21 protein-coding genes are annotated in these 22,219 nt (G+C 75.0%); 9 read left to right on the top strand and 12 right to left on the bottom strand.

Annotated elements, in window-relative coordinates; translation table 11 throughout:
- Positions 1–15: 15 nt before the first annotated feature.
- The 4 genes from ACFWPT_RS33340 to ACFWPT_RS33325 all read right to left on the bottom strand — a co-directional run bounded on the left by ACFWPT_RS33340 (position 16) and on the right by ACFWPT_RS33325 (position 2,081).
- Positions 16–243, bottom strand: coding sequence for a DUF6059 family protein (locus ACFWPT_RS33340; RefSeq protein ID WP_063346347.1), 228 nt, complete (start codon positions 241–243; stop codon positions 16–18).
- A gap of 151 nt (positions 244–394) precedes the next feature.
- The gene (locus ACFWPT_RS33335) at positions 395–772 is read right to left on the bottom strand and encodes a hypothetical protein (protein WP_063346348.1); all 378 of its coding nucleotides are present in this window, start codon (positions 770–772) and stop codon (positions 395–397) included.
- A 398-nt stretch (positions 773–1,170) separates the two neighbouring features.
- Positions 1,171–1,713, bottom strand: a complete 543-nt coding sequence (locus ACFWPT_RS33330) for a hypothetical protein (RefSeq protein ID WP_380486355.1) — start codon at positions 1,711–1,713, stop codon at positions 1,171–1,173.
- On the bottom strand, positions 1,713–2,081 hold the full coding sequence (locus ACFWPT_RS33325) for a hypothetical protein (RefSeq protein WP_380486353.1): 369 nt from the start codon (positions 2,079–2,081) through the stop codon (positions 1,713–1,715). Before ACFWPT_RS33325 ends, ACFWPT_RS33330 begins: the two co-directional genes overlap by 1 nt.
- A 357-nt stretch (positions 2,082–2,438) precedes the next feature.
- Here ACFWPT_RS33325 and ACFWPT_RS33320 point away from each other — a divergent pair, with 357 nt between their 5' ends.
- A complete protein-coding gene (locus ACFWPT_RS33320; RefSeq protein ID WP_380486351.1) occupies positions 2,439–3,578 on the top strand; it encodes a WD40 repeat domain-containing protein in 1,140 nt (379 codons plus the stop codon).
- A gap of 14 nt (positions 3,579–3,592) precedes the next feature.
- Here ACFWPT_RS33320 and ACFWPT_RS33315 read toward each other — a convergent pair whose 3' ends face one another.
- Positions 3,593–4,471 carry an alpha/beta fold hydrolase gene (locus ACFWPT_RS33315; protein WP_380486348.1) on the bottom strand — a complete coding sequence of 293 codons (879 nt, stop codon included), beginning with the start codon at positions 4,469–4,471 and terminating at the stop codon, positions 3,593–3,595.
- Positions 4,472–4,823: 352 nt separating this feature from the next.
- On the opposite strand from ACFWPT_RS33315, the gene ACFWPT_RS33310 reads away from it, so the two are divergent.
- Positions 4,824–6,077, top strand: coding sequence for an MFS transporter (locus ACFWPT_RS33310; protein WP_380378333.1), 1,254 nt, complete (start codon positions 4,824–4,826; stop codon positions 6,075–6,077).
- A gap of 42 nt (positions 6,078–6,119) precedes the next feature.
- On the opposite strand, the gene ACFWPT_RS33305 is transcribed toward ACFWPT_RS33310, so the two are convergent.
- The 7 genes from ACFWPT_RS33305 to ACFWPT_RS33275 form a co-directional block, all read right to left on the bottom strand.
- Positions 6,120–6,998 (bottom strand): helix-turn-helix domain-containing protein, encoded by an 879-nt coding sequence (locus tag ACFWPT_RS33305; RefSeq protein ID WP_244293271.1) that lies wholly within the window; start codon positions 6,996–6,998, stop codon positions 6,120–6,122.
- Positions 6,999–7,110: 112 nt separating this feature from the next.
- A complete protein-coding gene (locus ACFWPT_RS33300; protein WP_371515894.1) occupies positions 7,111–7,953 on the bottom strand; it encodes a trans-aconitate 2-methyltransferase in 843 nt (280 codons plus the stop codon).
- Positions 7,950–9,527, bottom strand: coding sequence for a 4-hydroxyphenylacetate 3-hydroxylase family protein (locus ACFWPT_RS33295; RefSeq protein ID WP_380486345.1), 1,578 nt, complete (start codon positions 9,525–9,527; stop codon positions 7,950–7,952). Before ACFWPT_RS33295 ends, ACFWPT_RS33300 begins: the two co-directional genes overlap by 4 nt.
- Before the next feature lie 27 nt (positions 9,528–9,554).
- Positions 9,555–10,085, bottom strand: coding sequence for a flavin reductase family protein (locus ACFWPT_RS33290; RefSeq protein WP_380378327.1), 531 nt, complete (start codon positions 10,083–10,085; stop codon positions 9,555–9,557).
- Positions 10,082–11,917, bottom strand: coding sequence for an asparagine synthase (glutamine-hydrolyzing) (gene asnB, locus ACFWPT_RS33285; RefSeq protein ID WP_380378326.1), 1,836 nt, complete (start codon positions 11,915–11,917; stop codon positions 10,082–10,084). The genes ACFWPT_RS33290 and asnB overlap by 4 nt, the downstream gene beginning before the upstream one ends.
- 1 nt (position 11,918) lies before the next feature.
- Positions 11,919–12,698 (bottom strand): hypothetical protein, encoded by a 780-nt coding sequence (locus ACFWPT_RS33280; RefSeq protein ID WP_380378324.1) that lies wholly within the window; start codon positions 12,696–12,698, stop codon positions 11,919–11,921.
- Positions 12,699–12,951: 253 nt separating this feature from the next.
- Complete coding sequence (locus ACFWPT_RS33275; protein ID WP_380486343.1) at positions 12,952–13,893, bottom strand: LuxR C-terminal-related transcriptional regulator; 942 nt, start codon at positions 13,891–13,893, stop codon at positions 12,952–12,954.
- A gap of 744 nt (positions 13,894–14,637) precedes the next feature.
- On the opposite strand from ACFWPT_RS33275, the gene ACFWPT_RS33270 reads away from it, so the two are divergent.
- From ACFWPT_RS33270 to ACFWPT_RS33240, 7 genes are all read left to right on the top strand, one after another.
- A complete protein-coding gene (locus tag ACFWPT_RS33270; protein ID WP_380486341.1) occupies positions 14,638–15,582 on the top strand; it encodes an ABC transporter permease in 945 nt (314 codons plus the stop codon).
- A 1-nt stretch (position 15,583) separates the two neighbouring features.
- Positions 15,584–16,519, top strand: coding sequence for an ABC transporter permease (locus tag ACFWPT_RS33265; RefSeq protein ID WP_380486337.1), 936 nt, complete (start codon positions 15,584–15,586; stop codon positions 16,517–16,519).
- The gene (locus tag ACFWPT_RS33260) at positions 16,516–17,298 is read left to right on the top strand and encodes an ABC transporter ATP-binding protein (RefSeq protein ID WP_380339687.1); all 783 of its coding nucleotides are present in this window, start codon (positions 16,516–16,518) and stop codon (positions 17,296–17,298) included. Before ACFWPT_RS33265 ends, ACFWPT_RS33260 begins: the two co-directional genes overlap by 4 nt.
- The gene (locus tag ACFWPT_RS33255; protein ID WP_380486334.1) at positions 17,295–18,092 is read left to right on the top strand and encodes an ABC transporter ATP-binding protein; all 798 of its coding nucleotides are present in this window, start codon (positions 17,295–17,297) and stop codon (positions 18,090–18,092) included. The genes ACFWPT_RS33260 and ACFWPT_RS33255 overlap by 4 nt, the downstream gene beginning before the upstream one ends.
- Positions 18,093–18,192: 100 nt before the next feature.
- Complete coding sequence (locus tag ACFWPT_RS33250) at positions 18,193–19,812, top strand: ABC transporter substrate-binding protein (protein ID WP_380486332.1); 1,620 nt, start codon at positions 18,193–18,195, stop codon at positions 19,810–19,812.
- Between the two features lie 71 nt (positions 19,813–19,883).
- A complete protein-coding gene (locus tag ACFWPT_RS33245; protein WP_363581882.1) occupies positions 19,884–20,945 on the top strand; it encodes an LLM class F420-dependent oxidoreductase in 1,062 nt (353 codons plus the stop codon).
- Between the two features lie 68 nt (positions 20,946–21,013).
- A complete protein-coding gene (locus tag ACFWPT_RS33240; protein ID WP_380486330.1) occupies positions 21,014–22,105 on the top strand; it encodes an LLM class flavin-dependent oxidoreductase in 1,092 nt (363 codons plus the stop codon).
- The last annotated feature ends 114 nt before the right edge of the window (positions 22,106–22,219 follow it).

The following is a 22,219-nucleotide window of genomic DNA, read 5'->3' as shown; positions in this document are numbered from 1 at the left end:
CCGGCCCCGAAGGGGTCAGAAGTCGCGCGGCACCGGTCCACCGGAGATGTCGCGCAGCTGCCTGCGCAGCTCCCTCTCGACGTCGCTGAGCGGCAGGTCGGGGCGGAGCCGCTCCGGGTGGCCCGGCCCGGGACCAGCGGGAGGCGGCGGCGCGACCGGCGGGGCGTACCCCGACAGCTGCCCGAGGGCGATCAGGCCTCGCAGCAGCGAGCGCAGGCAGGAACCGAGCAGTGAGCAGCGCATCCGCCGAGGATGGCGGGCCGCCTCGGAGCGCCCGTACAGCAGCGTTCGAGCGGGTCGGCCACCTCCAGCCGACCGCCACCGCGCTTCAGCCGCGGGAGGCGACGGGGCCGGCTGCGGCACGCCGCCCGGCCACCGCGGCCCTGCCGTGCCATCACGACGCAGCCGACGGCGCCGCCTTCGCGCCCGGCACCGCAACGGACGTGATCAGCTCTCCCGTACGTCCGCGGATGTCGATGCGGACCGGCAGCGTGCGGCGCCGCACGCTGGTCCCGCCGGGCCCGGCCGAGTGCGCCCGGCCCAGCACCTCTGTCACCGCCATGACGAGCGCCGTCGTCACGGCGTCCTCGGTGATCGGCCCGATGTCGTCCCCGAGCCAGTGCAGGACGAGCGCCCACTCGCCGTTTCGGGTCCCCGTGCGGGGCTGGGTGGGCTCCGCGTTCAGACCGAACTCGGCGAGGGCCTCGATCAGCGACTCCACGTCCTGGCCGTCGAGGTGCTGGAAGTTCTCTTCGATGAGCAGCTGTGTCATGAGCGTTCCCCCATGTGGTGGTCGGTCGGACGCGGACTCGGACGGCGCCTGCCGGACGTCGCCCTACGACGATGCCGCGCCAGGGGCCGTCCGGCCCGACGGCCGGGCTCCCCTGACGATCGATCAGTGCTTCTGATGGCGTGGACGGTCGTTCCGGCCCACCCGGTTGCCGCCGCCGGACATCTTGACGCGTTCCGTACGCACGGACGGCCACACGTCGCCACCGCGGGCCGCCGGACGACAGCACGACGGCACGACGAGGCGGCCCCGGTGCACGGATTCCCCGGCACCGGAGCCGCCTCGTGCGCTGAGCGGGGCCGCGTCATGCGCTGAGCGGCGGCGATCCGGGCAGCGTCGCGCCCGCCGGGTGGGCGGGCGCAACGGCGGCTTCGGCCCGGTCAGTTCCAGGGGTTGGCCGCCTGGTCGTTGATGGCCGTCCAGAACCGGGTGTTGTTGGGGATGTTGCCGTAGGCCCAGAAGGTCCAGCCACCGGTCTGCGCCAGGTCGGACCCGAAGTGGCCGTCGTGGAACTCGGCCTCGCGCCAGCCGGCCCCGAAGGAGGCCTGGCAGAGGCTGTCCGCCGCGGCCCGGCTGTTGAGCCGGGCGCCCCTGACCGGCTGGCTGAGGGCGACGGTGCCCTGCGCCCAACCGTTGTAGAAGCCAATGCTGATCCCGGACGGGGCCGGGCTGCCGTCGACGTCGAGGCAGAGCACGGGCAGCGAGACCGACGGCGCGGTGTCGCCGTTGCAGGCGTTGCTCGGGCTGCCACCGGGGCCGCCGACCTGGACGGTGCCCTCCGGGCCGTAGGCGACGACGGACCAGGTCATCCCCAGGTGGGTGCCCGGTCCGGTGGCAGCCTCGGCCGGGGCCGCGGACAGCGGGATCAGGGCGGCTGCGGCGACGGCGGTCGCGGTGGCGACGACCTTCTTCAGACGGTTCATCAACTGCTCCTGGTTCGAGGCGTCTCGTCATCGACGGCGACGCCACCTCGGCGGTCCGCGCCGCCTTCGACCTCTCCTACCGCTCGCTCCCCGCCGAGGCCCGGGCCCTGCTCCGGCTGCTCGCCCTGGCCCCGGCCGTCGGCGTCGGCCCCGGCGCGGCAGCCGCCCTGACCGACACCCCCACCGCCGCCGTCCGGCCCATCCTCGATCACCTGGCCACCGCCCACCTGCTCACCCACGAGGACCACCACCGCTACCGGCTCAACGATCTCCTGCGCCTCTACGCCGCCGAACGCTGCACCGCCGAGACCGGTACCGCCGAGCGCCGCGCCGCCCTGGAACGCCTCAGCTCCTGGTACCTCCACCACGCCGACTCCCCCTCGCCGCCACCCACCCCTCCCGTCGCGGACCACCCGTGGAGCCGGGGCCACCACCTGATCGGCCTCCACCTCGACGAATGGGTCGAGGTGGACCGCCTGACCGCCCTTGCCGCCTGCACGGCGCAAGCACCGGACGCCCCCTGATCCGATCGTGCAGCCCCGCGCGCCACGCCGTGTGCCCCGTCACGCGCCCCGTCATGTGCTGTAGGCATGGGCGGCCATGGCGTCTACCCCGAGTCGTCGACTGCGTCATCGGCGCCCAACTCGCCTTCCCGGCCCCATACTCTGACTCCCGCCGATGCGGACGCATCGTGTGTCACAGGGGAGGATTTCGTGAAGTCGCTCATGGCAAAGGCCCGTTGGCTGGGCACCGCGGCATCGGTCGGCCTGCTGCTGACCGCCGGAGCCGGGATCGCCACCGCACAGCCCGCCACCACCACGGCCCCCCAGGTCGTCCCGGTGGGGTACGCGTACCCGACGACCGCCGTCACCCCGGACGGCACGAAGGCCTACGTCGGGGTGACCGACGACCCCCGCGGCACGCCCGCGGTCAAGGTCGTCGACACCCGGACCGGCGGGATCACCGCCCGGCTCACCCTTTCCACCGCCGCGAACTCCTTCGTCGGCGCGCTGGCGATGAGCCCCGACGGCACGCGGCTGTACGCGACCGTGGGGGCGCAGCACCTGGTCACCATCGACACCGACAGCGACACGGTGGCCGCCGACGTCCTGCTCCCGGTCCAGCCGCACCCCGACGGCTACGTGGACGGCTCGCCGAGCTCCCTCGTGGTCAGCCCGGACGGCGCCGGCGTCTACCTGGCCCAGAACGGGCCGCGGCAGCGCTGGGGCTTCCAGCCCGCCCGGGTCCTCGCGTACTCGACCGCCACCGGTACCTTCACCGCCTCCGTCGGCGTCACCGACTTCAGCGTCGGTTCGATCGTCCTGCGCCCCAACGGCCAGGACCTGTACGTCACCACCGGAGCAGGCCTGGTCCACCTGGCCGCCACGCCCACCTCGCTCACCACCGTCCGCACCCTCACCGCCGGACACGGCGCCTCCGGCGGCGCGGTGCTCAGCCCCGACGGCAGCACGCTGTACGGCCTCGGCGGCTACGAGAGCGACTACCTCGTCGACACCGAGACCGATACCGTCACCGAGAACTTCCACTTCGCACCGGGCAACACCGACCTCCGCTACCCGGTCGTCAGCCCGGACGGGAGCCGCCTGTACTTCATCTCCAAGTCGACCGTCTTCGTCGCCCCGGGCGGACCCACCCCTCCCGGCTACCACTACGAGAGCGTGATCCTCTCCTACGACACCGAGGCCCACGCGCTCGTCCCCGCCGAGACGGTGAACCCGCAGAAGGTGGAACTCGCCACCGGCCTGGCACTCGCCCCGGACGGCCACACCTTCTACCTCGGCGGCAACACCTACCCCGGCGGCGTTCCGGGCATCGTCGCCAGCCTGGAGATCATCGAAAACTGACGATCAGTCAATTCCTAGGCGGGTGCCCGGCCCTCGACGATCCGCCGGATCTCGCGCGCCAGGGTGTCGGGGTCACTGGTCGGCACCATGTGGTCGGCGTCGGCCGCCAGTACGTGGCGGCCGACCTCGGCCCGGCCGACGCGGTAAGCATGGGAGGCGTTCACGGCCTCCCGGACCTTCGGGCCCATGCCGGTCGAGGTCCGGACGGCCGAGACCACCGTGAGCGGGATGCCGCCGAGGGCCGGCGGGTTCTCCTTCATGGCGGTCAAGTCCGCGACGACGGAGCCGAGTTCGGCGCCCCGGGTGCGGATGGTGGAGACGGTGAACCCCTCCTCGCGCATCTCGGCCGCGGCGTCCGCCGGAAGGGCGTCGAGCATCGGGCGGAAGGCCCGGGCCAGCAGGCCGGTGCGGGCCAGCAGCATGCTGACCGCCTGCCCGATCCGCTCCTGGCGGCGCACCGAGGGCGCGAACACCAGGTCGCAGGACTCGTCCGTCGGGTCGGCCAGCACCAGGCCCGCGATCCGCTCGGGGCGGGCCGCGGCGGCGAGCCGGACGATCGGCCCGCCCCAGCTGTGCCCGACCAGGACGAACGGCCCGGGGCCGAGGCCGCCGAGGTGGTCGAGCAGGTCGTTGAGGTCCTCGGCGAGGCGGCGCAGCGGGCGCGGCGCGGGGTCCGGCGCGCTGCGGCCGAGCCCGCTGCGGTCGTACGCCACCGTGGCCGCGACCCCGTCCAGCCGGAGCTGCACCGGCGCCCAGTACGAGCGGCTGGAGGCGAGCCCGCCCTCCAGCACGACCGTCGGCACGCCCTCGCCGCCGGGCCCCGGCCGCCGCAGGTAGAACAGCTCTCGGCCGTCCCGTGTCCGCGCCCACCCCGGCTCACCCTGACTGTGCATCCCCGGCACCGCCCTCACCCTCGACCGTCCATCAAGTTTGGTTAGCCTAACCTCACTTCCCTGGTGATCGCGACCACCCGCGGCCGACCCGCAGGGTCGATGGGGCGGCGGGGACGGCGGGGACGGCGGGGACGGCGGGGACGGCGGGGACGGTCAGTAGTCGGCCACCGGGTCACCGGCCGGACCAGGGCGGCAGCCTGTGACCTGGGGTCACAGGATGACCGCCTGTCTGGCTGGCCGCGAGGGCCGTCCGCAGGATGGCCGCATCGGACTCCTGCCCTCCCGTCGCGGCCGCTTCCGCCTGCCGTCCGAAGGCCCGGCCGCTCCCTCGCACGACAAGGTGGTGATCGCTGTGAGCAGCATCTCCGACCCGCCCCGGCCCGAACAGGCCGAGGACGTCCCGCCCCTGGCGCCGGCCCAGGCCTTCGAACGGTGGCGCTACGCGGGAGTGTTCCTCCTGCTGTTCCTGTTCGGCACGGAGACCTTCCTGGTGTCGCCGCTGCTGCCGACCATCGCGGACTCGGTGCACACCACCGAGGCGGCCGCCGCCTCCAGCGTCACCGCCTACGTGCTGGTGTACGCCGTCGCGGCGCCCTTCCTCGGGCTGCTGAGCGACCGGTTCGGCCGCCGCCGCACACTGGTGGCGGGCACCCTGCTGTTCGTCGTGTCCAACGCGGCGGCCGCCCTCTCCACCGGGCTGACGCTGCTGGTCGTCTCCCGCGCGGTGGCCGGGCTGGCGGCGGCCGCGGCCGGGCCGGCGATCTGGGCACACATCGCCGAGACCGCACCGGAGGCGGTACGCGGCCGGGCCCTCGGCCTGGGCATGGCGCTGTTCTCCTGCGGCCAGGTGATCGGCGTGCCGCTCGGCGGCTTCCTCGCCGGACTGGCCGGCTGGCGGTCGGCGTTCTGGGCGCTGACCATCGGCACCGCGGCGGCCGTGCCGCTGCTGCTGAGCCAGGTCCAGCGCCGTTCGGCGCAGGCGGCCGCGCCGCAGGTGGGGGCGGTCCGGGCGATCCTGGCGGGCTGGGCCGACCCGACGCTGCGGCGCGCCCTGCTGGTCAACACGGTGTTCAACACGGCCAACCTGGGCGCCTACACCTTCCTCGGCGCGGTGCTGGTGCAGCGCTTCGACCTGTCGGTACAGGCCTTGGGCCTGGTGGGCGTGCTGGTCGGTGCGGGCAGCCTGGTCGGCTCGCTGCTGGGCGGCCGGCTCGGGGACCGGGCCAGGACCGCCGGGCGCTCCGACCTGCCGATGCTGCCGCTGTGGGGCGTGCTGCTGGCGGCGGGCGTCGCGCTGGCGGCCAAGGGGCCCGGCCTGGTCCTCGCCCTGGCCGGCGTGGTGGTGTGGTTCCTGGCCTCCGGAGGCTTCGTGACGGACCAGCAGACGCTGGCCGGCACCATCGCCCCGGAGCTGCGGGCGACCTCCAGCGCGTGGCTGACCTCGACCATGTACGCGGGCACCGGCCTCGGCGCCTGGGCGATCGGCACGTTCGGCAACGTCGCGGACGGCACCCTGCTGATCGGCACCGGGCTCGCGCTGGTGGCCGCCCTGGGCGCGCTGGCGGTCAGCCTCGGCCTGCGCCGGTCCGCCGCATCGGGCGCCTGAGGCCCCGCCGGAACGGCCGGGATGCCCGGCAGGGCCGGCGGCTCAGCCGACCCGGCGCTCCCCCTCCACGCCGCCGACCGCGCGCAACGGATGATCGACCAGTTCGGTCATCCGCGCCCGGTCGGCGGCGCCGTGCGGGGTGAACAGCAGCACCGTCGCGGTCGGGTCGTCCACCGGGTGGAAGGACGACAGCGTCAGCCGGACCGGGCCGAGCCCGGCCGGCTCGACGGTGACGGTGCGGACGGTCAGCTCCGCCACCGAGTGGCACCCCCACCAGTGCCGGAACTCGGGCGCGTCCTCGTCCAGGTGCCGGTAGACCTCGCCGGTGCGGGGGTCGGCCAGGGCGGGGCCGGCCTGCGCCCGGAACTGCTGGAAGACGTTCATCGCGAGCGGCTCCCAGTCGCGGAACACGGCCCGCACCCGGTGGTCGGCGGCCATCACCCACATCAGGTTGCGCCGGTCGGCGGGGACGAACTCGGGCGAGCCCCAGAGCGCGACCCAGGCGGCGTTCCAGCCGAGCAGGTCGAAGTGGCGGTCGAGCAGGACGGCCGGGCTGGTGGGCCAGGAGTCCAGGACCGGCCGGATGGCCTCGGCGAGCCGGTCGGCGCCGTCCTCCGAGGCGGCGGCCGCCGTCGGCTCGTGGTAGCCGGCCAGTCGCATGGCGTGCCGCAGCCCGGCCGCGTCCAGCCGCAGCACCCGGGCGATCGCCTCCAGCACCTGCCGGGAGGCGGTGACCCGCCCCTGCTCGACCCAGGTGTACCAGGCCAGGCCGACGCCGGAGAGGGAGGCGACCTCCTCGCGGCGCAGACCGGGGGTGCGGCGCCGGGTGGTGGCGGTGAGGCCGACGTCGGAGGGCTTGAGGAGCTCGCGATGGGCGCGCAGGAAGGCGCCGAGTTCCCTGCCTGCGGGGGGAGTTGACACGGTTGGCTCCTCGGCCCTGGTCGGTGCCGTCGAATGCGGGGGTGTGGGCTGCCACCAGCGTAGACGCAGCCCGCCGCCCACCCCAGGGGTGAGCGGCGGGCTACACATGTTGTTAACGAGACGTCAGCTGCCACAGTCGGACGGGCATGTGGCTGACGTGGCCGCGCTCCTGCTGCCGGCGCCAGGCGCTCTCGCCGACGGCGCGGAAGAAGGCGGGCCGCTGCTGCGCCGGCACCGCACGGCTGTAGTAGTCCCCGAAGGTGGCGGCGTGGAAGTGCTCGTACTGGGCGGCGCCGTCGACGGTGACCACGGCGTCGCGCTCCAGGTGGCCGGCCACCGCGAGGTGCGGGCCCACCACCGCCGCGAGTTCGTCGACGGTCCTGGTCCGGGTCGCGATCGGCAGCACCCCGGCACGCTCCAGGACGCCGGGCACCTCGTCGTATGGGGTGCCGAGGGCGACCAGGGCGTCGCGGACCAGCTCGTCCTCGCCGCCGAGGCCGCGCTCGTCCCGGGCCGGGTGGTAGGTGGTGAGCAGGAAGCGGCCGCCGGGGGCGAGGTGGGCGGCGGCCCAGGCGAAGATCCGCTCCTCGTCCGGGTACAGCCAGTGCAGCACCGAGGTCTGGGTGATCACGTCGGCCCGGAACGGCAGCGGCTCGGGCACGGTGAGGTCGGCCCGGTGCAGGGCGACCCGCTCGCCGTAGGGCTGGAGCCGGGCGGCGGCCTCGGCGATGCGGTGCTCGGAGCGTTCCAGGCCGACGGCGCGCCGCAGGGAGGGGAAGCGCTCCAGGGCCTCCTGGAGCAGCTGGCCGATCCCGCTGCCGAGGTCGATCAGGGACTCGGGGGCTCCGGTGACCTGGTCGAGCACCCAGTCACGGTCCTGGACCTGGCGCAGCCGGCTGGCGTCGGCGTACCCCGCGAGGGTGCGGGCCTGGATCTCGACGGCGGACGTGCTCACGGCTGGTTCTCCTCCACGGTGGACGGCTGCTCGGTGGACTGCTGGTTGGTGGACGGCTGGTCGGTAGCTGGCTGCGCCGCAGCAGCGGGCTGCTCCGCGGCGCCCTGGTCGACCAGCTTCAGCAGCCGTTCGCGGGCGGCGCTCTGGTCGTAGCGCTTGAAGAGGTTGATCCGGTTGCGGGCCAGATCGCCCCGGTGCACGTACTCGTATAGGTCCTGGCGCTGGCCGAAGCCGTCGCCGGTCAGCTCCCAGGCGATCCGGAAGAGCCGGGCCTTGCGTTCGGCGTCGATGTCCCGGCCGCGCATGTAGCGGTCCAGGTGCGGGCGCAGCCGGGGGTTGGCGAGGTCCCCGGCGGTGGGCTGGATGAGCAGCCCGGAGGCGCCGATCTTGCGGACGATCTCGACCGCGCTGCCGGCCACCTCGGCCGACCAGACCCGGGAGGCCGCCGTGTCGCCGGGGGCGAACAGGCCGCCGTCGGTGAGGCCGCCGCGCGCCTCGGCGGCGTCGAGGAAGTACTCGGTCAGTTCGGCGTACCCGGCGAGGCGGCCCAGGTCCTCCTGGATGTTGCGGAAGCCGTCCACGCCGATCGACTCGGCGACCAGGGTTGCGCTGGCCAGCAGGGTCCGCAGCCGCTCGCGGTAGCGGATGTGGCCGACGTAGGCGCTCCAGGCGTTGATCCGGCCGAGGCCGGTGCGCGCCAGGTTCGCGTCGCGCAGCAGGAAGACGCGGTCCCAGGGCACCAGGACGTCGTCGAAGAAGAGCATCGCGTCCTGCTCGTCGAACCGCGCGCCGAGCGGGTGGGCGTGCCCCCAGGAGGCGCTGCCGAGCGGTTCGCGGGCGAGGGTGATCAGGCCGGGGGTGTTGAGCGGCAGGGCGAACCAGGTCACGAACTGCTCGCCGCGGCCCTCGGTGAACGACGCCGAGAGGTAGACCAGCACCTCGTGGGCGATCGGGGCGAGCGTGGTGAGCTGCTTGGCGCCGCGCACCACGATGCCCCGGTCGTTCTCCTCCACGACGCGCAGGGCGAGGTCGGGGTCGTCCAGCGGGTTGGCGGAGCGGTCGATCTGCGGGTCGCCGAGGGCGTGCGAGAGGACCAGGTCGTTGCTCGCGCAATGCCGGTACCACGCCTCGGCGTTGGCGCCGAAGCGCGGGTCGGCGCCGGCCAGCCGGTGCCGGAAGTCGTAGACGCCGACGGCGATCGAGGCCATGAAGGCGGGTGAGCGGCCCTGCTGTCCGAGCGCCTCGGCGTGCCACAGTTCGGCGCTGCGGCGCTGGAGCCGCAGGTCCTCCAGGGTGCGCGGGGGCTGGTAGGCGCGGGCGAGCCGCAGGCCGCTGTCCGGGTCCTCCCAGGTGAGCAGGTCGCGGTGGGCCGGGTCGTGCTGGAGGTCGATCAGGCGGGCCAGTTCGTCCACGGCCGGGCGGAACGCGGGGTGTTCGGCGGGGTTCGCGATGCGCTTGCCGTCGAGGTAGAGCTCGCGGCCGTCGTCCAGTTCGGCCCGGTACCGGTCGCCGGTCAGCAGGCCGCGGGCGGTGGCGGGTGCGCCGCGGCCGGTGATGGTGCCCAGCAGTGTCATGCGCCAACTCCGTTTGATGTCAAGGGTTCAAGGGTTCAAGGGCTTCGGGTCGATCACGCGGTACCGGCCGTCGTGGTAGAGCAGCGGGTCGCCGTCGCCGCGGTCCGCGGCGGCGACCCGGCCGACCAGGATGGTGTGGTCGCCGCCGGGCAGGGTGCCGTGCAGCCGGCAGTCGAACCAGGCCAGGGCGTCGTCGACGAGCGGGGCGCCGGTGACGGCCGTGCGCATCGGCACCGCGGTGAAGCCGCCGAGCGCACGCCCGGCCCCGGGGGTGGCGAAGCGCCGGGCCACCGCCGACTGGCCGTCCGTCAGGACCGAAAGGCCGAACCGTCCGGCGGCGCGGGCCGCGGCCACGAGCGGGCTGTGGCGGCTGACCGCGACGGTGACCAGCAGCGGGTCGAGGGAGAGGGTGTTGAAGGAGGAGACCGTCTTGGCGAAGACCTCCTCGTCCGATCGGGTGGTGACCACCGCGACCCCGGTGGTCCAGCCGCGGGAGGCGGCCCGGAAGGCCTCCTCGGTGGCCTTCGCCGTGGTCACGGCCGCCGCGGGGCCGCTCATCGCAGCCCCACCCGGTAGGCGCGCAGCCACTCGTCGACCTGGACCAGGTGGTCGAGGCCGCCGACCGGGTTCGGCGCGGTGCGCGGGCTGGGCAGCGGGCGGCCCTCGGCGAGCAGCCGGCGGACCAGCTCGCGGTCCACCAGCTCGAAGACCGGCGCGTTCGGGTCGGCCAGCAGCTCGTGCGCCCGGGCGGTGAGCACCTCGGTGTAGCGGACGGCCGGGGTGGAGGGGTAGCCGCTCTTGGGCCGGTCGGCGACCTGCGGCGGGAGGAGGTCCCGGACGGCGTCGCGGAACAGGCCCTTGGCCCGCCCGTCCGGCGCCTTGAGCGCCCACGGGACGTTCCACAGGTACTCCACCAGGCGGTGGTCGCAGAACGGCACTCGCACCTCCAGGCCGACCGACATCGACACCCGGTCCACCCGGTCCAGCAGCGGGGGGAGCCAGCGGGTGAGCGCGAGGTGGAAGACCTCGCGGATCCGCGCGTCGGCGGCCGACTCGCCGGGCAGGCGCGACACCTCGCCGAGCGAGCGGTGGTAGGCGGCGGCGGTGTACTCCTCGGGGCGTACCTCGGCGCGGACGTCCGGGCGCAGCAGGTCCGCCGGCGTGGCCTTGCCGTGCAGCCACGGGAAGGTCGGCGCGGCGACGGCCTGCGCGTCGTGGAAGTACGGGTAGCCGCCGAAGATCTCGTCCGCGGCCTCGCCGGAGAGTGCGACCGTGGAGCGCCGCCGCACCTCGCGGAAGAGCAGGTGCAGCGAGGCGTCCATCTCGCCCCAGCCGGGCCGGTCCCGGGCGCGCAGGACGGCGTCGCGGGCGTCCAGCAGGTCGTCGTCGGGCACCAGGACGGTGGTGTGCAGGGTGCCGATGTGCTCGGCGGCGGCCTGCACGTACGGGGCGTCGAGGGTGGTCCGCCAGGCGTCCGGGGTGCGGTCGGTGCTGCCGGGGAAGTCGACCGAGAAGCTGGCGATCTTCCCGTGGCCGGCCCGCTCGCGGGCGGCCGCGGCCAGCGCGGTGACGGCGCTGGAGTCGACGCCGCCGGAGAGCAGGGTGCACAGCGGCACGTCGCTGATCAGCTGCCGCTCGACGGCGTCGGCGAGCAGGTCCCGGACGGTGCCGCGGGTGGTCGCGGCGTCGTCCCGGTGCTCGGCCGACTCCAGCCGCCAGTAGCGGAGTTCGCGGGTGGCGCCGCGGCCGACGACCACCAGGTGGCCGGGCCGGACTTCGTGCAGCCCGCGGAACAGGCCGTGGCCGGCGCTCGGCGCGGCGGGCAGCGCGAACAGTTCGGCGATGCCCTCGGCGTCCAGTTCGGCGCGGAACAGCGGGTTCGCGAGCACCGCCTTGGGCTCGGAGCCGAACAGCACCCCGGTGGCGTGGGCGTGCCAGTACAGCGGCTTGATGCCGAGGTGGTCGCGGACCAGCAGCAGTTCCTCGCGCGCGGCGTCCCACAGGGCGTAGGCGAAGATGCCGTTGAACCTGGTCGGCGCGTCCTTGCCCCACTGGAGGTGGGCCCGCAGGACCACCTCGGTGTCGGAGCGGGTCCGGAAGACGTGCCCGAGGGCCTCCAGTTGCGCGCGCAGCTCGCGGTGGTTGTAGAGCTCCCCGTTGTAGCAGAGCACGGCGCCGGCGTCGGGCCCCGGGCGGTCGGCGAGCGGCTGGGCCCCGCCGTCCAGGTCGATCACGGACAGCCGGCGGTGGCCGAACGCGGCGTGCCGGGAGAGCCAGACGCCGTCCGCGTCCGGGCCGCGGCAGGCCAGGGTGGCGGTCATCTCCCGGACCGTCCGCGCCTGGTGGCGCAGGTCGGTGTCCCAGTCGATCCAGCCGGTGACACCGCACATCTCAGGACTCCCCCGGTTCGTCGTTGGCGGCGGGCCCGGCTGCGGCGCTCGACTCCCAGCGGCAGCCGTGGCCGGTCGGGCCGTTGGTCAGGCGGTGCGCGGGCCGGTAGCCCTTGGCGCGGATGTTGGCGGACAGCGCCTCGGTGCAGTAGGTGCAGGGCGAGGCGAGGGTCAGCTGGACGCCCGAGCGGCGGGCCTTCTCGCGGTAGTCCCAGATCGCACAGTGCGTGATGGTGAGCGCCGCGTGCTCGGCGTCGGGCGGCTCCTCGTCGTCGAACTCGTACTCCGAGCCGTACAGTTCGGCCTGCCGGGCGATCCGGTGGATCGGGTCGGCGGCGCCCCGGCCGTGGTCGGGTTCGACCTCGCGGTGCACCTCGGCATTGGACCGGGCCCAGTCCCCCAGCCCCTCCTCGCCGTAGCGGCGCACGAGGAAACGTTCCATCAGTGCCTGGTCGCGGAAGAACACCCGCTGCCACTCCGGGGCCGGGGCGTCCGGCGCGGGGAGGTCGGCGAAGAGCTCGGACTGCAGCACGAACCAGTCGGTCAGGTGCAGCCCGTTCCCGCGCGACACCAGGTACCGCGTCAGGCCCGCCTCGGCCTCGTGCAGCCGCTGGCGCCAGAGCGCCGACCGCTCGGCGTCCGACATCGCGCGGTACGGGGACCTCGGCTGCTCCGCGCCGGGGCTCCGGTGGCTCGCGGCGGCCAGCACCGCCGTGCGCGGGCCGGCGTCGGCACCCGCCGCACCGGTGGAACCGGTCGGACCGCCGGTCCTGTCGGACACACCCCCCATCGGGCCATCTCCCTTCGGCTGGACGATCCTTCGGACCGTCGTGTGGTGGTCGTTTCCCGCCACGCTACGGAGCCGGCCGGGCGCCCCGGTAGCCCCGAACGGCGCCGCTCAGGGCGCCGATCGTCGCCTCGCGCATGCTCCGAAGGTCACCTGCGGGAGGCGGCCGGAACACGACGGAGGGCGGGCCCCGCGTGCTGCGGGGCCCGCCCTCCGGAGAGTGGTGACGGAGATGTGCTGGAACGAACTACCCGGCGAGGCCGTGCCGGTGGGCGTAGAGCGCGGCGCGCAGCCGGTCGGGCTGCCCGATCTTGCGCATGGCCTGGGTGAGGTGCTTCTTCACGGTCGCCTCGGCCAGGGCGAGCTCCCGCCCGATCTCGGCGTTGCTCAGCCCGAGCCCGAGCTGGACCAGCACCTCGTGCTCACGATCCGTCAGTCCGGCGTGCTGCGGCGCCAGTTCGCCGACGTGCTGAGGGGGAGCCGCCGCGTGGGTCCGGGCCGGCGGCGGCGCGGGCAGGAACACCGACCCGCCGGCCGCGGCGAGTTGGACGGCGCTGATGATCCGGTCCTCGGCCAGGTCGAGCGGGAAGCAGCCGCTGGCCCCGGCCAGCAGCATCCGGCTCGCCTCGGCGGTCGACTCGGCCCGGCGCAGCAGCAGCACCCGGGCGTCGGGCGCCGCGTCCGGGCCGCGCAGCGCCACCACGACGGCGAGGTCGGCCTCCAGGCTCGCGCCGCGGCCGAGCAGGATGACGTCGGGGGCGACCCGGCGCACGGCGGCCACCGCGCGCAGCGGGTCGCCGGTGGACCCGACCACGGCCAGCCCGGGCACGGTCGTCAGCACGCTGCGCAGCCCGGCGCTGGCCACCGAGTGCCGCTCGACCAGGAACACCCGGGCGTCGGCGGTGCGGTCGCGGTCCTCCTCCACGCACATCGGATGGCCGCACCCGCAACCGGTGGCGGTCGGCCCGACCGACGGTGGCGGCGTCACCGTCTCCGCCAGCAGCTGGTGACCGGCGATCAGGTCGAGCGGGTTGTCGATCTCGGCCTGTGCCGGTGGTGCGGCGTGCACCGGCGGCGCGCCCGCGGCGGGGGCGTCCACCAGGGTGGCGCCGCCGCAGGCGCCGCGTCGGGCGGGAATCCGGCGGCCGCGCGGGCCGGCCGGGACGGCGAACTTGCTCACTGCTGCCATCGCGCACCCCCGGGGGCGGAGGCAGGGCGTCTGAGGTACGGCATGGCGATACGGTCCCCTTGCTGGTGGCGGGCCGGCCCGGTGGGCACGGGTGCTGCGGCGAGGATCCGTCGAGGACGCGCACGGGCGTCGGCTGCGGAATCCGGGACTGGGGAGGGGCGCCGACCGCAGCGGCTGGGAACGGGGCGGTCAGCGCGCAGCGCGCGGGCGACAGAGCTCGTCGAAACACCGTCGGTGCCACGAGCCGCCGATCCCGACCAGGGTGATGTCGGTCCGCCGAATAGCCATGCGGGGAACCCTAGGTCCGGTTCCTTGTGCAGGTCAAGGACAGAACCGGGGCTCGGCGCCCTGGGCAGTGGCGGTCCTGGCACTCCGGATGCTGTGACCAGGAGTAACAGCATCAAGTGCTGACTGGCTGTCCGGGCCACCGGTCCGCAACGCTCCTTCAAGCGGCCGCAGCTGCCGGAGCGGCACCGACGTCCCCCGTCCCACGGACCGCCCGACCCGTGCTCCGGCACCCGATCCCGCCCCGACGCGGCATCCGCCCCCCGGCGAACGGCCCGTCCCACGGCCCCGGTCCGGCGGTCCAGCACCCCGGACGCCGCCGGTGACTGCCGGTTACCACCGCCGACCGTCCCGAACCGCTCCCCGAACCGCCCCTCCCGGAAGGACCACCAGCCCCATGCCCGCCCCGCCCAACCGGCCCGCCGCCGGCCAGTCCGGCGCCACGCCACGGAGGGCCGGGTGACCCGCTTCCTGCTGCGCCGCCTCCTGCTGGCCGTACCGACCCTGCTCGGCGTCACCGCCATCGTCTTCGCGACCGTCACGCTCGTCCCCGGCGATCCGGTGGCCCTCTTCCTCGGGCCGGGCGCACCGCCCGAGGCCCGCCGCGAGCTCTCCGAACGGCTCGGCCTGGACCAGCCGTTGCCCGTCCGCTACGCCTCCTGGCTCTGGCACGCGCTCACCGGCGACCTCGGCACCTCCGTCTCCGGTCAACGCCCGGTCGCCGACCTGCTGCTCCCGGCGCTCGGCCAGACGCTGACCCTGACCGCGGCCGCCTTCCTGCTGGTGCTGGTCGGCGGGGTGGCGCTGGGCGCCGTCGGCGCGCTGCGCCCGCGCGGCCCCGGCGGGCGGATCTCCGGCGCGCTGTCCGCCCTCGCGGTCTCCGCCCCGCAGTACTCGGTGGCCCTGCTGCTGATCGCCGTCTTCGCCGTGGGCCTGCGCTGGCTGCCGGCCGGGGGCACGCACGACGTGTTCGGCTCCGGCGGCCTGCCCGACCTGGCCCGCCACCTGGTCCTGCCGGCCGTGGCCGCCGCGCTCGTCCCGCTCGGGCTCACCGCCCGGGTGTTCCGGGCCGCGCTGGGGGGCGTGCTGGCCGGCGAGCTGGCCGACTCGCTGCGCGCCCGCGGCCTGCGCCCGGCCACCGTGCTGCGGCACTGCGTGCACAACGCCTCGCCGGCACTGCTGACCATCGGCGGCCTGCAACTCGCCTACCTCCTGGAAGGGGTGATCTTCGTGGAGACCCTGTTCGCCTGGCCGGGCGTCGGCCGGCTGCTGTACGACGCCCTCACCTCCCGCGACCTGCCCCTGGTGCAGGGCGGGGTGCTGGTGGTGGCGGTCGCGTTCGTCGGCGTCAACATCCTCGTGGACGCGGCGCACGCGGCGATCGACCCGCGAGTAAGGAACTGATGTGACGTCACGTGTCCTCAGCCGGGGCAACCTCGGCCTGACCGTCCCCGCCGCCCTCGCGGCTCTGCTGGTCCTGCTCGCGCTCGCCGCGCCGCTGGTCGCCCCGTACGACCCGGCCGCCGGGCGGCTGGCGGACCGGCTGCTCGACCCGGGCAGCCCCGGCCACCTGCTCGGCACCGACGGCCAGGGCCGCGACCTGCTCAGCCGGCTGATCTGGGCCGGGCGCGCCTCGCTCACCGGCGGGCTCGTCCCGGTCGCGGTGGCCGCCGTCGTCGGCACCCTGCTCGGCGTCGTGGCCGGGCTCGGCGGCCGGATCACCGAACAGGCCCTGCTGCGCCTGCTGGACGTGCTCTACGCCTTCCCCGGGGTGCTGCTGGCGATCGCCATCGCCTCGCTGCTCACGCCCGGCCTGGGCGCGACCGTGCTCGCGCTGTCGGTGGTGCTCACCCCCGCGGTGGCGCGGGTCGCGTTCACCGAGACCCGGCGGGTCCGGGCCGCCGAGTACCTGGTGGCCGCCCGGGTCAGCGGCGCCGGCTGGGGGTCGCTGGTCCTGCGCCAGGTCGCCCCGGTGGTGGCGCCGGTGGTCCTGGTGTACGCGTCCTCGCTGGTCGGGCTGGCCATCATGTACGCCGCCGGGCTGTCCTTCCTCGGGCTCGGGGTCGCCCCGCCCACCGCCGAGTGGGGCGCGATGCTGGAGGAGCTGCGGCCCTCGCTGCTCACCCACCCCTGGGTGGCGGTCCTGCCGGCCCTGGTCATCATCGCCGTCTCGGTCGTCTTCAACACCCTCGGCGAGACGCTGCGCACCCGCGTCGGCGACACGGCCGCCCTGCTGGCGCACGCCGCCCCCGCCGCCGCGAGCCGGTCCACCGACCGGTCCGCCGACCGCTCGGCCGACGGCTCGGCCCGGCCGCGAGCCGCGAAGCGGGTGGGCGCATGAGCGCGCTGCTGGAGATCAACGGCCTGACCGTCGAGTACCCCGGCGGGGTCCGGGCCGTCGACGACGTCTCCCTCGCCCTGCCCGCCGGCCGCTCCCTGGTGCTGCTCGGCGAATCCGGCAGCGGCAAGACCACCGTCGCCCGCACGGTGCTCGGGCTGCCGGGGCACGGCGCCGCCGTCACCGGAGGCGTCCGGCTCGCCGGGACGGACCTGCGGGCGCTCGGCGAACGCGCACTGGCCGACGTCCGCGGCCGGCGGATCGGCTACGTTCCGCAGGACCCGACCGCCTCGCTCGACCCGCTGCGCCGGATCGGCCCGCAGCTCGCCGAGGTGCTGCGGCGGCACGGGATCGCCGCCGACCGCCGGGCCGCCCGCGCGGCCGTCCCGAAGCTGCTCGCCACCGCCGGCATCCCGGACCCGGAACGCGTCGCCCGGGCCTACCCGCACGAGCTCTCCGGCGGCCTGCGCCAGCGCGCCGCCATCGCCGTCGCGATCTGCTGCGGCCCGGAACTGCTGATCGCCGACGAGCCGACCACCGCGCTCGACGCGCTGATCCGCGGGCGGATCCTCGACCTGTTCACCACCCTGCGCGCCGACTGCGGCATCGCCCTGCTGCTGGTCACCCACGACCTCGCGGCGGCCCGCCGGATCGGCGGCACCGTGGCGGTCATGCGGGCCGGCCGGATCGTCGAACTCGGGCCCGCCGAACGAGTGCTGGGCGACCCGGAACACGCCTTCACCGCCGCCCTGGTGGCCGCCGAACCAGGAGCCCGCCGATGAACGCCGTAGCCCACACCCGGCCGGACGCCGTCCCCGCCCGCCCGGGCCCGGTCCTGGTCGTCGACGCCGTCACCAAGCGCTACGGCGACCGGACCGCCCTGGACGCCGTCAGCCTCACCGTCGCGCCGGGCGAGACCGTCGGCCTGGTCGGCGAATCCGGCTCGGGGAAGTCCACCCTGGCCCGGCTCGCCCTCGGGGTGCTCGCCCCCAACGCCGGCAGCGTCCGCTTCGCCGGCCGCGATCCGTACCGGCTGCGCGGCCGCGCCGACCGGGCGCTGCGGGGCCGGCTCCAGTTCGTCCCGCAGGACCCGCGCGGATCACTCAACCCCAGCCTGCGCGCCGGGGAGGCGGTCGCCTTCGCGCTGCGCCTGCACGGCACGCCGCGCGCCGAACGCGCCGCGGCCGTCGCCCGGCTCTTCACCCAGGTCGGCCTGGAGCCCGCGCTCGCCGACCGCTACCCGCGGGAGCTGTCCGGCGGGCAGCTCCAGCGGGTGGCCGTCGCCCGGGCCCTGGCCACCGGGCCGGACCTGGTGGTCTGCGACGAACCGACCTCCGCCCTCGACCGCAGCGTGCAGGCCCGCCTGCTCGACCTGCTGACCGACCTCCAGGAACGCACCGGCCTGGCCTACCTGTTCATCTCCCACGACCTCGCCGTCGTCCGGCACCTCGCCCACCGGGTGCTGGTGCTGCGGCACGGCCGGGTGGTCGAGGAGGGCCCGGCCGGCCTGCTCTGGGACTCCCCCGCGCACCCGTACACCCGGGCGCTGCTGGAGGCCGCCACCGGCGTCGCGTGACCCGCCGCCGAAGCTCCGTACCGACACACCGACACACCGACACATCGCCGCACCACCGAACCCCCGCACCTCCGCACCACCGAACCGACGAGGAATCGCCATGACGCGCACCAGCCGTATCCGCTCCAGAGCCGTCGCCCTGCCGGCCGCCGCCGTTCTGCTCGCGGCGGCGGCCGGCTGCGCCGGCTCCGACGGCGGCGGCTCCGCTGGGGCGGGCGGCGGTGACGGCCGCGGCGGCACCCTGGTCATCGGCGCCACCGGCAAACTCCCCAACCCGGACACCGTGATCGGCGGCGCCGGATTCGAGGGCAAGCGGCTGGTCTCCTTCCAGCTCTACGAGGGCCTCACCCGGTACGAACTGCTCAAGGACACCGACAAGCCGCCGGTCGTCACCGGCGCCCTGGCCACCGACTGGCAGGTCGCCGCCGACGCCAGGACGTGGACCTTCACCCTCCGCAAGGGCGTCACGTTCCAGGACGGCACCCCGTTCGACGCCGACGCCGTGGTCTTCAACCTGGCCCGCTACCTCGACAAGAAGAGCCCCGAGTACACCGACGCCCTCGGCGCCGCCGCCGCCGAGTACGCGGGCGACATCGCCTCGTACCGCAAGACCGACGCCGACCACGTCGAGCTGGTCACCAAGGAGCCCAACGGCCACTTCCCCGAGGACCTCGCGCACGTCCTGATCGCGAGCCCCACCGCCGTCCGCAAGTCCGGCTCGGCGGACTTCGCCCGGCACCCGGTCGGCACCGGCCCCTTCTCGTTCGTCTCGCAGACCGAGGGCCAGCAGATCGAGCTGGCCGCCAACAAGGGCTACTGGCGCGGCGCCCCCAGGCTCGACCGGCTCGTGATCAAGGCGCTGCCGGACGCCGCGGCCCGCACCGCCGCCCTGCGTTCCGGCGGCGTGAACTGGATCGAGTACCCGAACCCGGACGACATCGACAGCCTCAAGGCCGACGGCGTCCAGATCGCCACGAACAGCTACGACCACCTCTGGTACTGGATCCTGGACACCTCGAAGGCGCCCTGGGACAACCCGCTGGTCCGCAGGGCCGCCAACTTCGCGATCGACCGCAAGGCCATCGCCGAGAAGCTGCTGCACGGCACCGCCGACCCCGCCTACCAGACCGCGCCGCGCGCCACCGCCGCCTACGACCCCGCCGGCGACGTCTACTCCTACGACCCCGCCAAGGCCCGGCAGTTGCTCGCCGAGGCCGGCGTCCCGAACGGCTTCAGCACCTCCGTCACCGTGCCCACCGGCGGCAGCGGCAACCTGCTGCCGGTGCCGATCGCCGAGGCCCTCCAGCGGGATCTCGGCGCCGTCGGCATCAAGGTCGAGCTGCGCACCACCGACTGGACCACGCTGATCGGCGCCGAGGCCAAGGGCCAGGTGGCGCTCGGCTCGGACGCCGTCGCCCAGTCCACCACGCTGTTCCAGTCCGAGGCGCTGCTCCCGCTGTTCATCGGCTCCAAGAGCCCGTTCTGGACCGGCCACTACGCCAACCCGCAGGTCGACGAGCTGCTCGCGTCGTCGGCCGCGAACGCCGACCAGGCCGCCCGGCAGGCCGGGTACCGCAAGGCGCTCGCGCTGGTCACCCAGGACGCGCCCTGGCTGTTCGTGGTCAACGACCGTAATCCGCGGGCCCTTTCGCCGAAGGTCCAGGGGCTCGTGCAGCCGCAGTCCTGGTTCCTCGACCTGACCACCGTATGGGTCCGCTGACCCGCGGACACCGCCCCCGCCACCGCCACCGCTGAAGAGCACCGCGCACCACAGGAAGGACGGCCATCCCGATGACCGACCCGCACCGACCGCACCACCACAGCGGGACCGTCCCGCCCGGCTCCGCGCACGGCCCCGTGCCCGCCGCGCCGCCCAAGTGGGGCATCACCCTCCCGCTGCCCGGCCTGACCATCGACCGGCACCGGTTCCTGGTCGAGCGGCTGCCCGACCTCGGCTACACCGACGTGTGGAGCGCCGAGGGCGGCGGCACCGACGCCTTCACCCCGCTGGCCGCCACGGCGGCCTGGTCCCCCTCGCTGCGGATCGGCACCGGCATCGTCCCGGTGCACACCCGCGGCCCGGCCGTGCTCGCCCAGACCGCCGCGACGCTCGCCCAACTCGCCCCGGGCCGCCTGCTGCTGGGCATCGGCGCCTCGGTGCCCGCGCACGTCACCGACATCAACGGCATCCCGTTCGACGAGCCGTTCAAGCGGACCAGGGACGTCCTGCGCTTCGTCACCCGGGCGCTGCGCGGCGAGTACGTCACCGGCGGGTTCGACACCTTCGACATCACCGGCTACCGGCTGCCGCACCCGCCGACCGAGCCGGTCAAGGTCATCCTGGGCGCGCTGCGGCCCAACATGCTCCGGCTCGGCTTCAACGAGGGCGACGGCGCCATCACCAACCTGCTGTTCCCGCACGACGTACCGAAGATCCTGGACGCCGTCGGCCCGCAGCCGCCCGGGAAGGAGCTGGTCGTCAAGGTCTTCGTCTGCCCCACCGAGGACACCGACTACGCCCACCGCGCCAGCCGGCCGTTCCTCGCCTGGATCCTCAACCGCGAGCCGTACCGCAAGTTCCACGAGTGGCTGGGCCACGGCGAACTCCTCGCCGAGACCCACCGCCTCTGGGCGGCCGGCGACCCGGAGGGCGCCCAGAAGGCGCTGCCCGACGAGGTCGTCGACGGGCTGTTCATCAGCGGCTCGCCGGAGGAGTGCCGGGAGCGCATCCTCGCCTACCACCGCCCCGGTGTCACCACCATCCAGCTGTACGTGTCGCTGCCGCCCGAGGTGTTCGTCAGCCGCGCCAAGCTGCTCGACACCCTGGCCCGGCTCGGGCCGGCCGCCCTCTGACCGTCGCGCCCCGACCGCTTCACCCTCACCCCTGCCACCCTCACGACGCTCACGACCGGAGGAGAGCCGTGCCACTCGAAATCCGCGGCGGGGTCCGCGCCGCACCCGTCCCCGGCCACACCGCGCAGGAACGCCAGGCCCTGCGCTGGGCCCCCGACGGCCGCGACCGCACCGCCGACCCCGCGTACGTCACCCGCACCGCGCGGGAGAACGAGGAGGACGGGCTGGACAGCGCCCTGGTGGTGCAGTCCAGTTCGTGGCCCGACCCGTGGCTGGTGGCCTCGTGGGCCCTGGCCGCCACCACACGGCTGCGCATCGCGGTCGCCCACCGGGTCGGCACCACCGCGCCGACCGTCGCCGCCCGCTCCCTCGCGACCCTGGACCGCCTCTCCGGCGGGCGGGCGGCGGCCCACGTCATCATCGGCTCCAGCGACCACGACACGGCCCGCGACGGCGACCTCCTGGACAAGCAGGAGCGCTACCGCCGGGCCGACGAGTACCTCGACCTGTTCACCCGCTACCTCGCCGCCGACCAGGACATCGACCACAAGGGCGAGTTCTACACCGTGTCCGCGGCCCGGCCCGGTCTGCACCCCAGACCCGGCGGCGAGCTGCTCTCCTTCGGCGGCTCGTCACCGCAGGGCCTCGACCTGGCGGCCCGCTACGCGGAGGTGTACGCCGTCAGCCCGCTGCCGCTGCCGGACACCCGGCGGCGGATCGCCCAGGTCCGCACCGCCGCCGCCGCGCACGGCCGGACCCTGCGGATCTGGCGGCACGTCACCGTCGTCCTCGCCGACACCGACGAGGCGGCCCGCGACCGCGTCCGCCGGCTGCGCCGCGACGCCCTGCGCCTCACCTCCGGCGGCGGCGGGCCCTGGACGGAAGCCGTCCAGCTCGACCGCGACCGAGAGCGCGGCCGCGCCGACCCGGCCCGGGGCGACGAGCAGGTGGCCGCCTACATCCGCCGCTCCCTCACCGCCGCCTACGCCGGCTCCCCCGCCACCGTCGCCGCCCGCATCGGCCTGCTCCGCTCGGCCGGCGTGGACATCGTCCAGCTCGACCTCCCCGTCGAGACCGACCAGGACCGCGAGCTGCGCCGCAGCCTCGTCCGCCACCTCCGCACCGGCCTGGGCACCCCCGCCGACCGCCGCGTCTGGTGACCGGCGCCCCCGTTCGGCCGGGGGGCCTGGGCTCACCCGCAACTACCCCGCCGCCCCGGGCCCCGACACAGGACCAGTAGTTCTGGGGGTGGGGGTGATAGGTCGGGCGCGGGG

Source organism: Kitasatospora sp. NPDC058478 (genome assembly GCF_042720345.1).
Taxonomy (GTDB): Bacteria; Actinomycetota; Actinomycetes; order Streptomycetales; family Streptomycetaceae; genus Kitasatospora.
The sequence above is the reverse complement of the archived record's forward strand: the minus strand, read 5'-3'. Positions and strand labels throughout refer to the sequence as shown.

What these genes read in the sequence shown, in the direction of transcription:
- ACFWPT_RS33340 (WP_063346347.1), bottom strand. Translation starts at nt 243, where the DNA reads ATGCGCTGCTCACTGCTCGGTTCCTGCCTGCGCTCGCTGCTGCGAGGC.
- ACFWPT_RS33335 (WP_063346348.1), bottom strand. Translation starts at nt 772, where the DNA reads ATGACACAGCTGCTCATCGAAGAGAACTTCCAGCACCTCGACGGCCAG.
- ACFWPT_RS33330 (WP_380486355.1), bottom strand. Translation starts at nt 1,713, where the DNA reads ATGAACCGTCTGAAGAAGGTCGTCGCCACCGCGACCGCCGTCGCCGCA.
- ACFWPT_RS33320 (WP_380486351.1), top strand. Translation starts at nt 2,439, where the DNA reads ATGGCAAAGGCCCGTTGGCTGGGCACCGCGGCATCGGTCGGCCTGCTG.
- ACFWPT_RS33315 (WP_380486348.1), bottom strand. Translation starts at nt 4,471, where the DNA reads ATGCACAGTCAGGGTGAGCCGGGGTGGGCGCGGACACGGGACGGCCGA.
- ACFWPT_RS33295 (WP_380486345.1), bottom strand. Translation starts at nt 9,527, where the DNA reads ATGACACTGCTGGGCACCATCACCGGCCGCGGCGCACCCGCCACCGCC.
- ACFWPT_RS33290 (WP_380378327.1), bottom strand. Translation starts at nt 10,085, where the DNA reads ATGAGCGGCCCCGCGGCGGCCGTGACCACGGCGAAGGCCACCGAGGAG.
- asnB (WP_380378326.1), bottom strand. Translation starts at nt 11,917, where the DNA reads ATGTGCGGTGTCACCGGCTGGATCGACTGGGACACCGACCTGCGCCAC.
- ACFWPT_RS33275 (WP_380486343.1), bottom strand. Translation starts at nt 13,893, where the DNA reads ATGGCAGCAGTGAGCAAGTTCGCCGTCCCGGCCGGCCCGCGCGGCCGC.
- ACFWPT_RS33260 (WP_380339687.1), top strand. Translation starts at nt 16,516, where the DNA reads ATGAGCGCGCTGCTGGAGATCAACGGCCTGACCGTCGAGTACCCCGGC.
- ACFWPT_RS33255 (WP_380486334.1), top strand. Translation starts at nt 17,295, where the DNA reads ATGAACGCCGTAGCCCACACCCGGCCGGACGCCGTCCCCGCCCGCCCG.
- ACFWPT_RS33250 (WP_380486332.1), top strand. Translation starts at nt 18,193, where the DNA reads ATGACGCGCACCAGCCGTATCCGCTCCAGAGCCGTCGCCCTGCCGGCC.
- ACFWPT_RS33245 (WP_363581882.1), top strand. Translation starts at nt 19,884, where the DNA reads ATGACCGACCCGCACCGACCGCACCACCACAGCGGGACCGTCCCGCCC.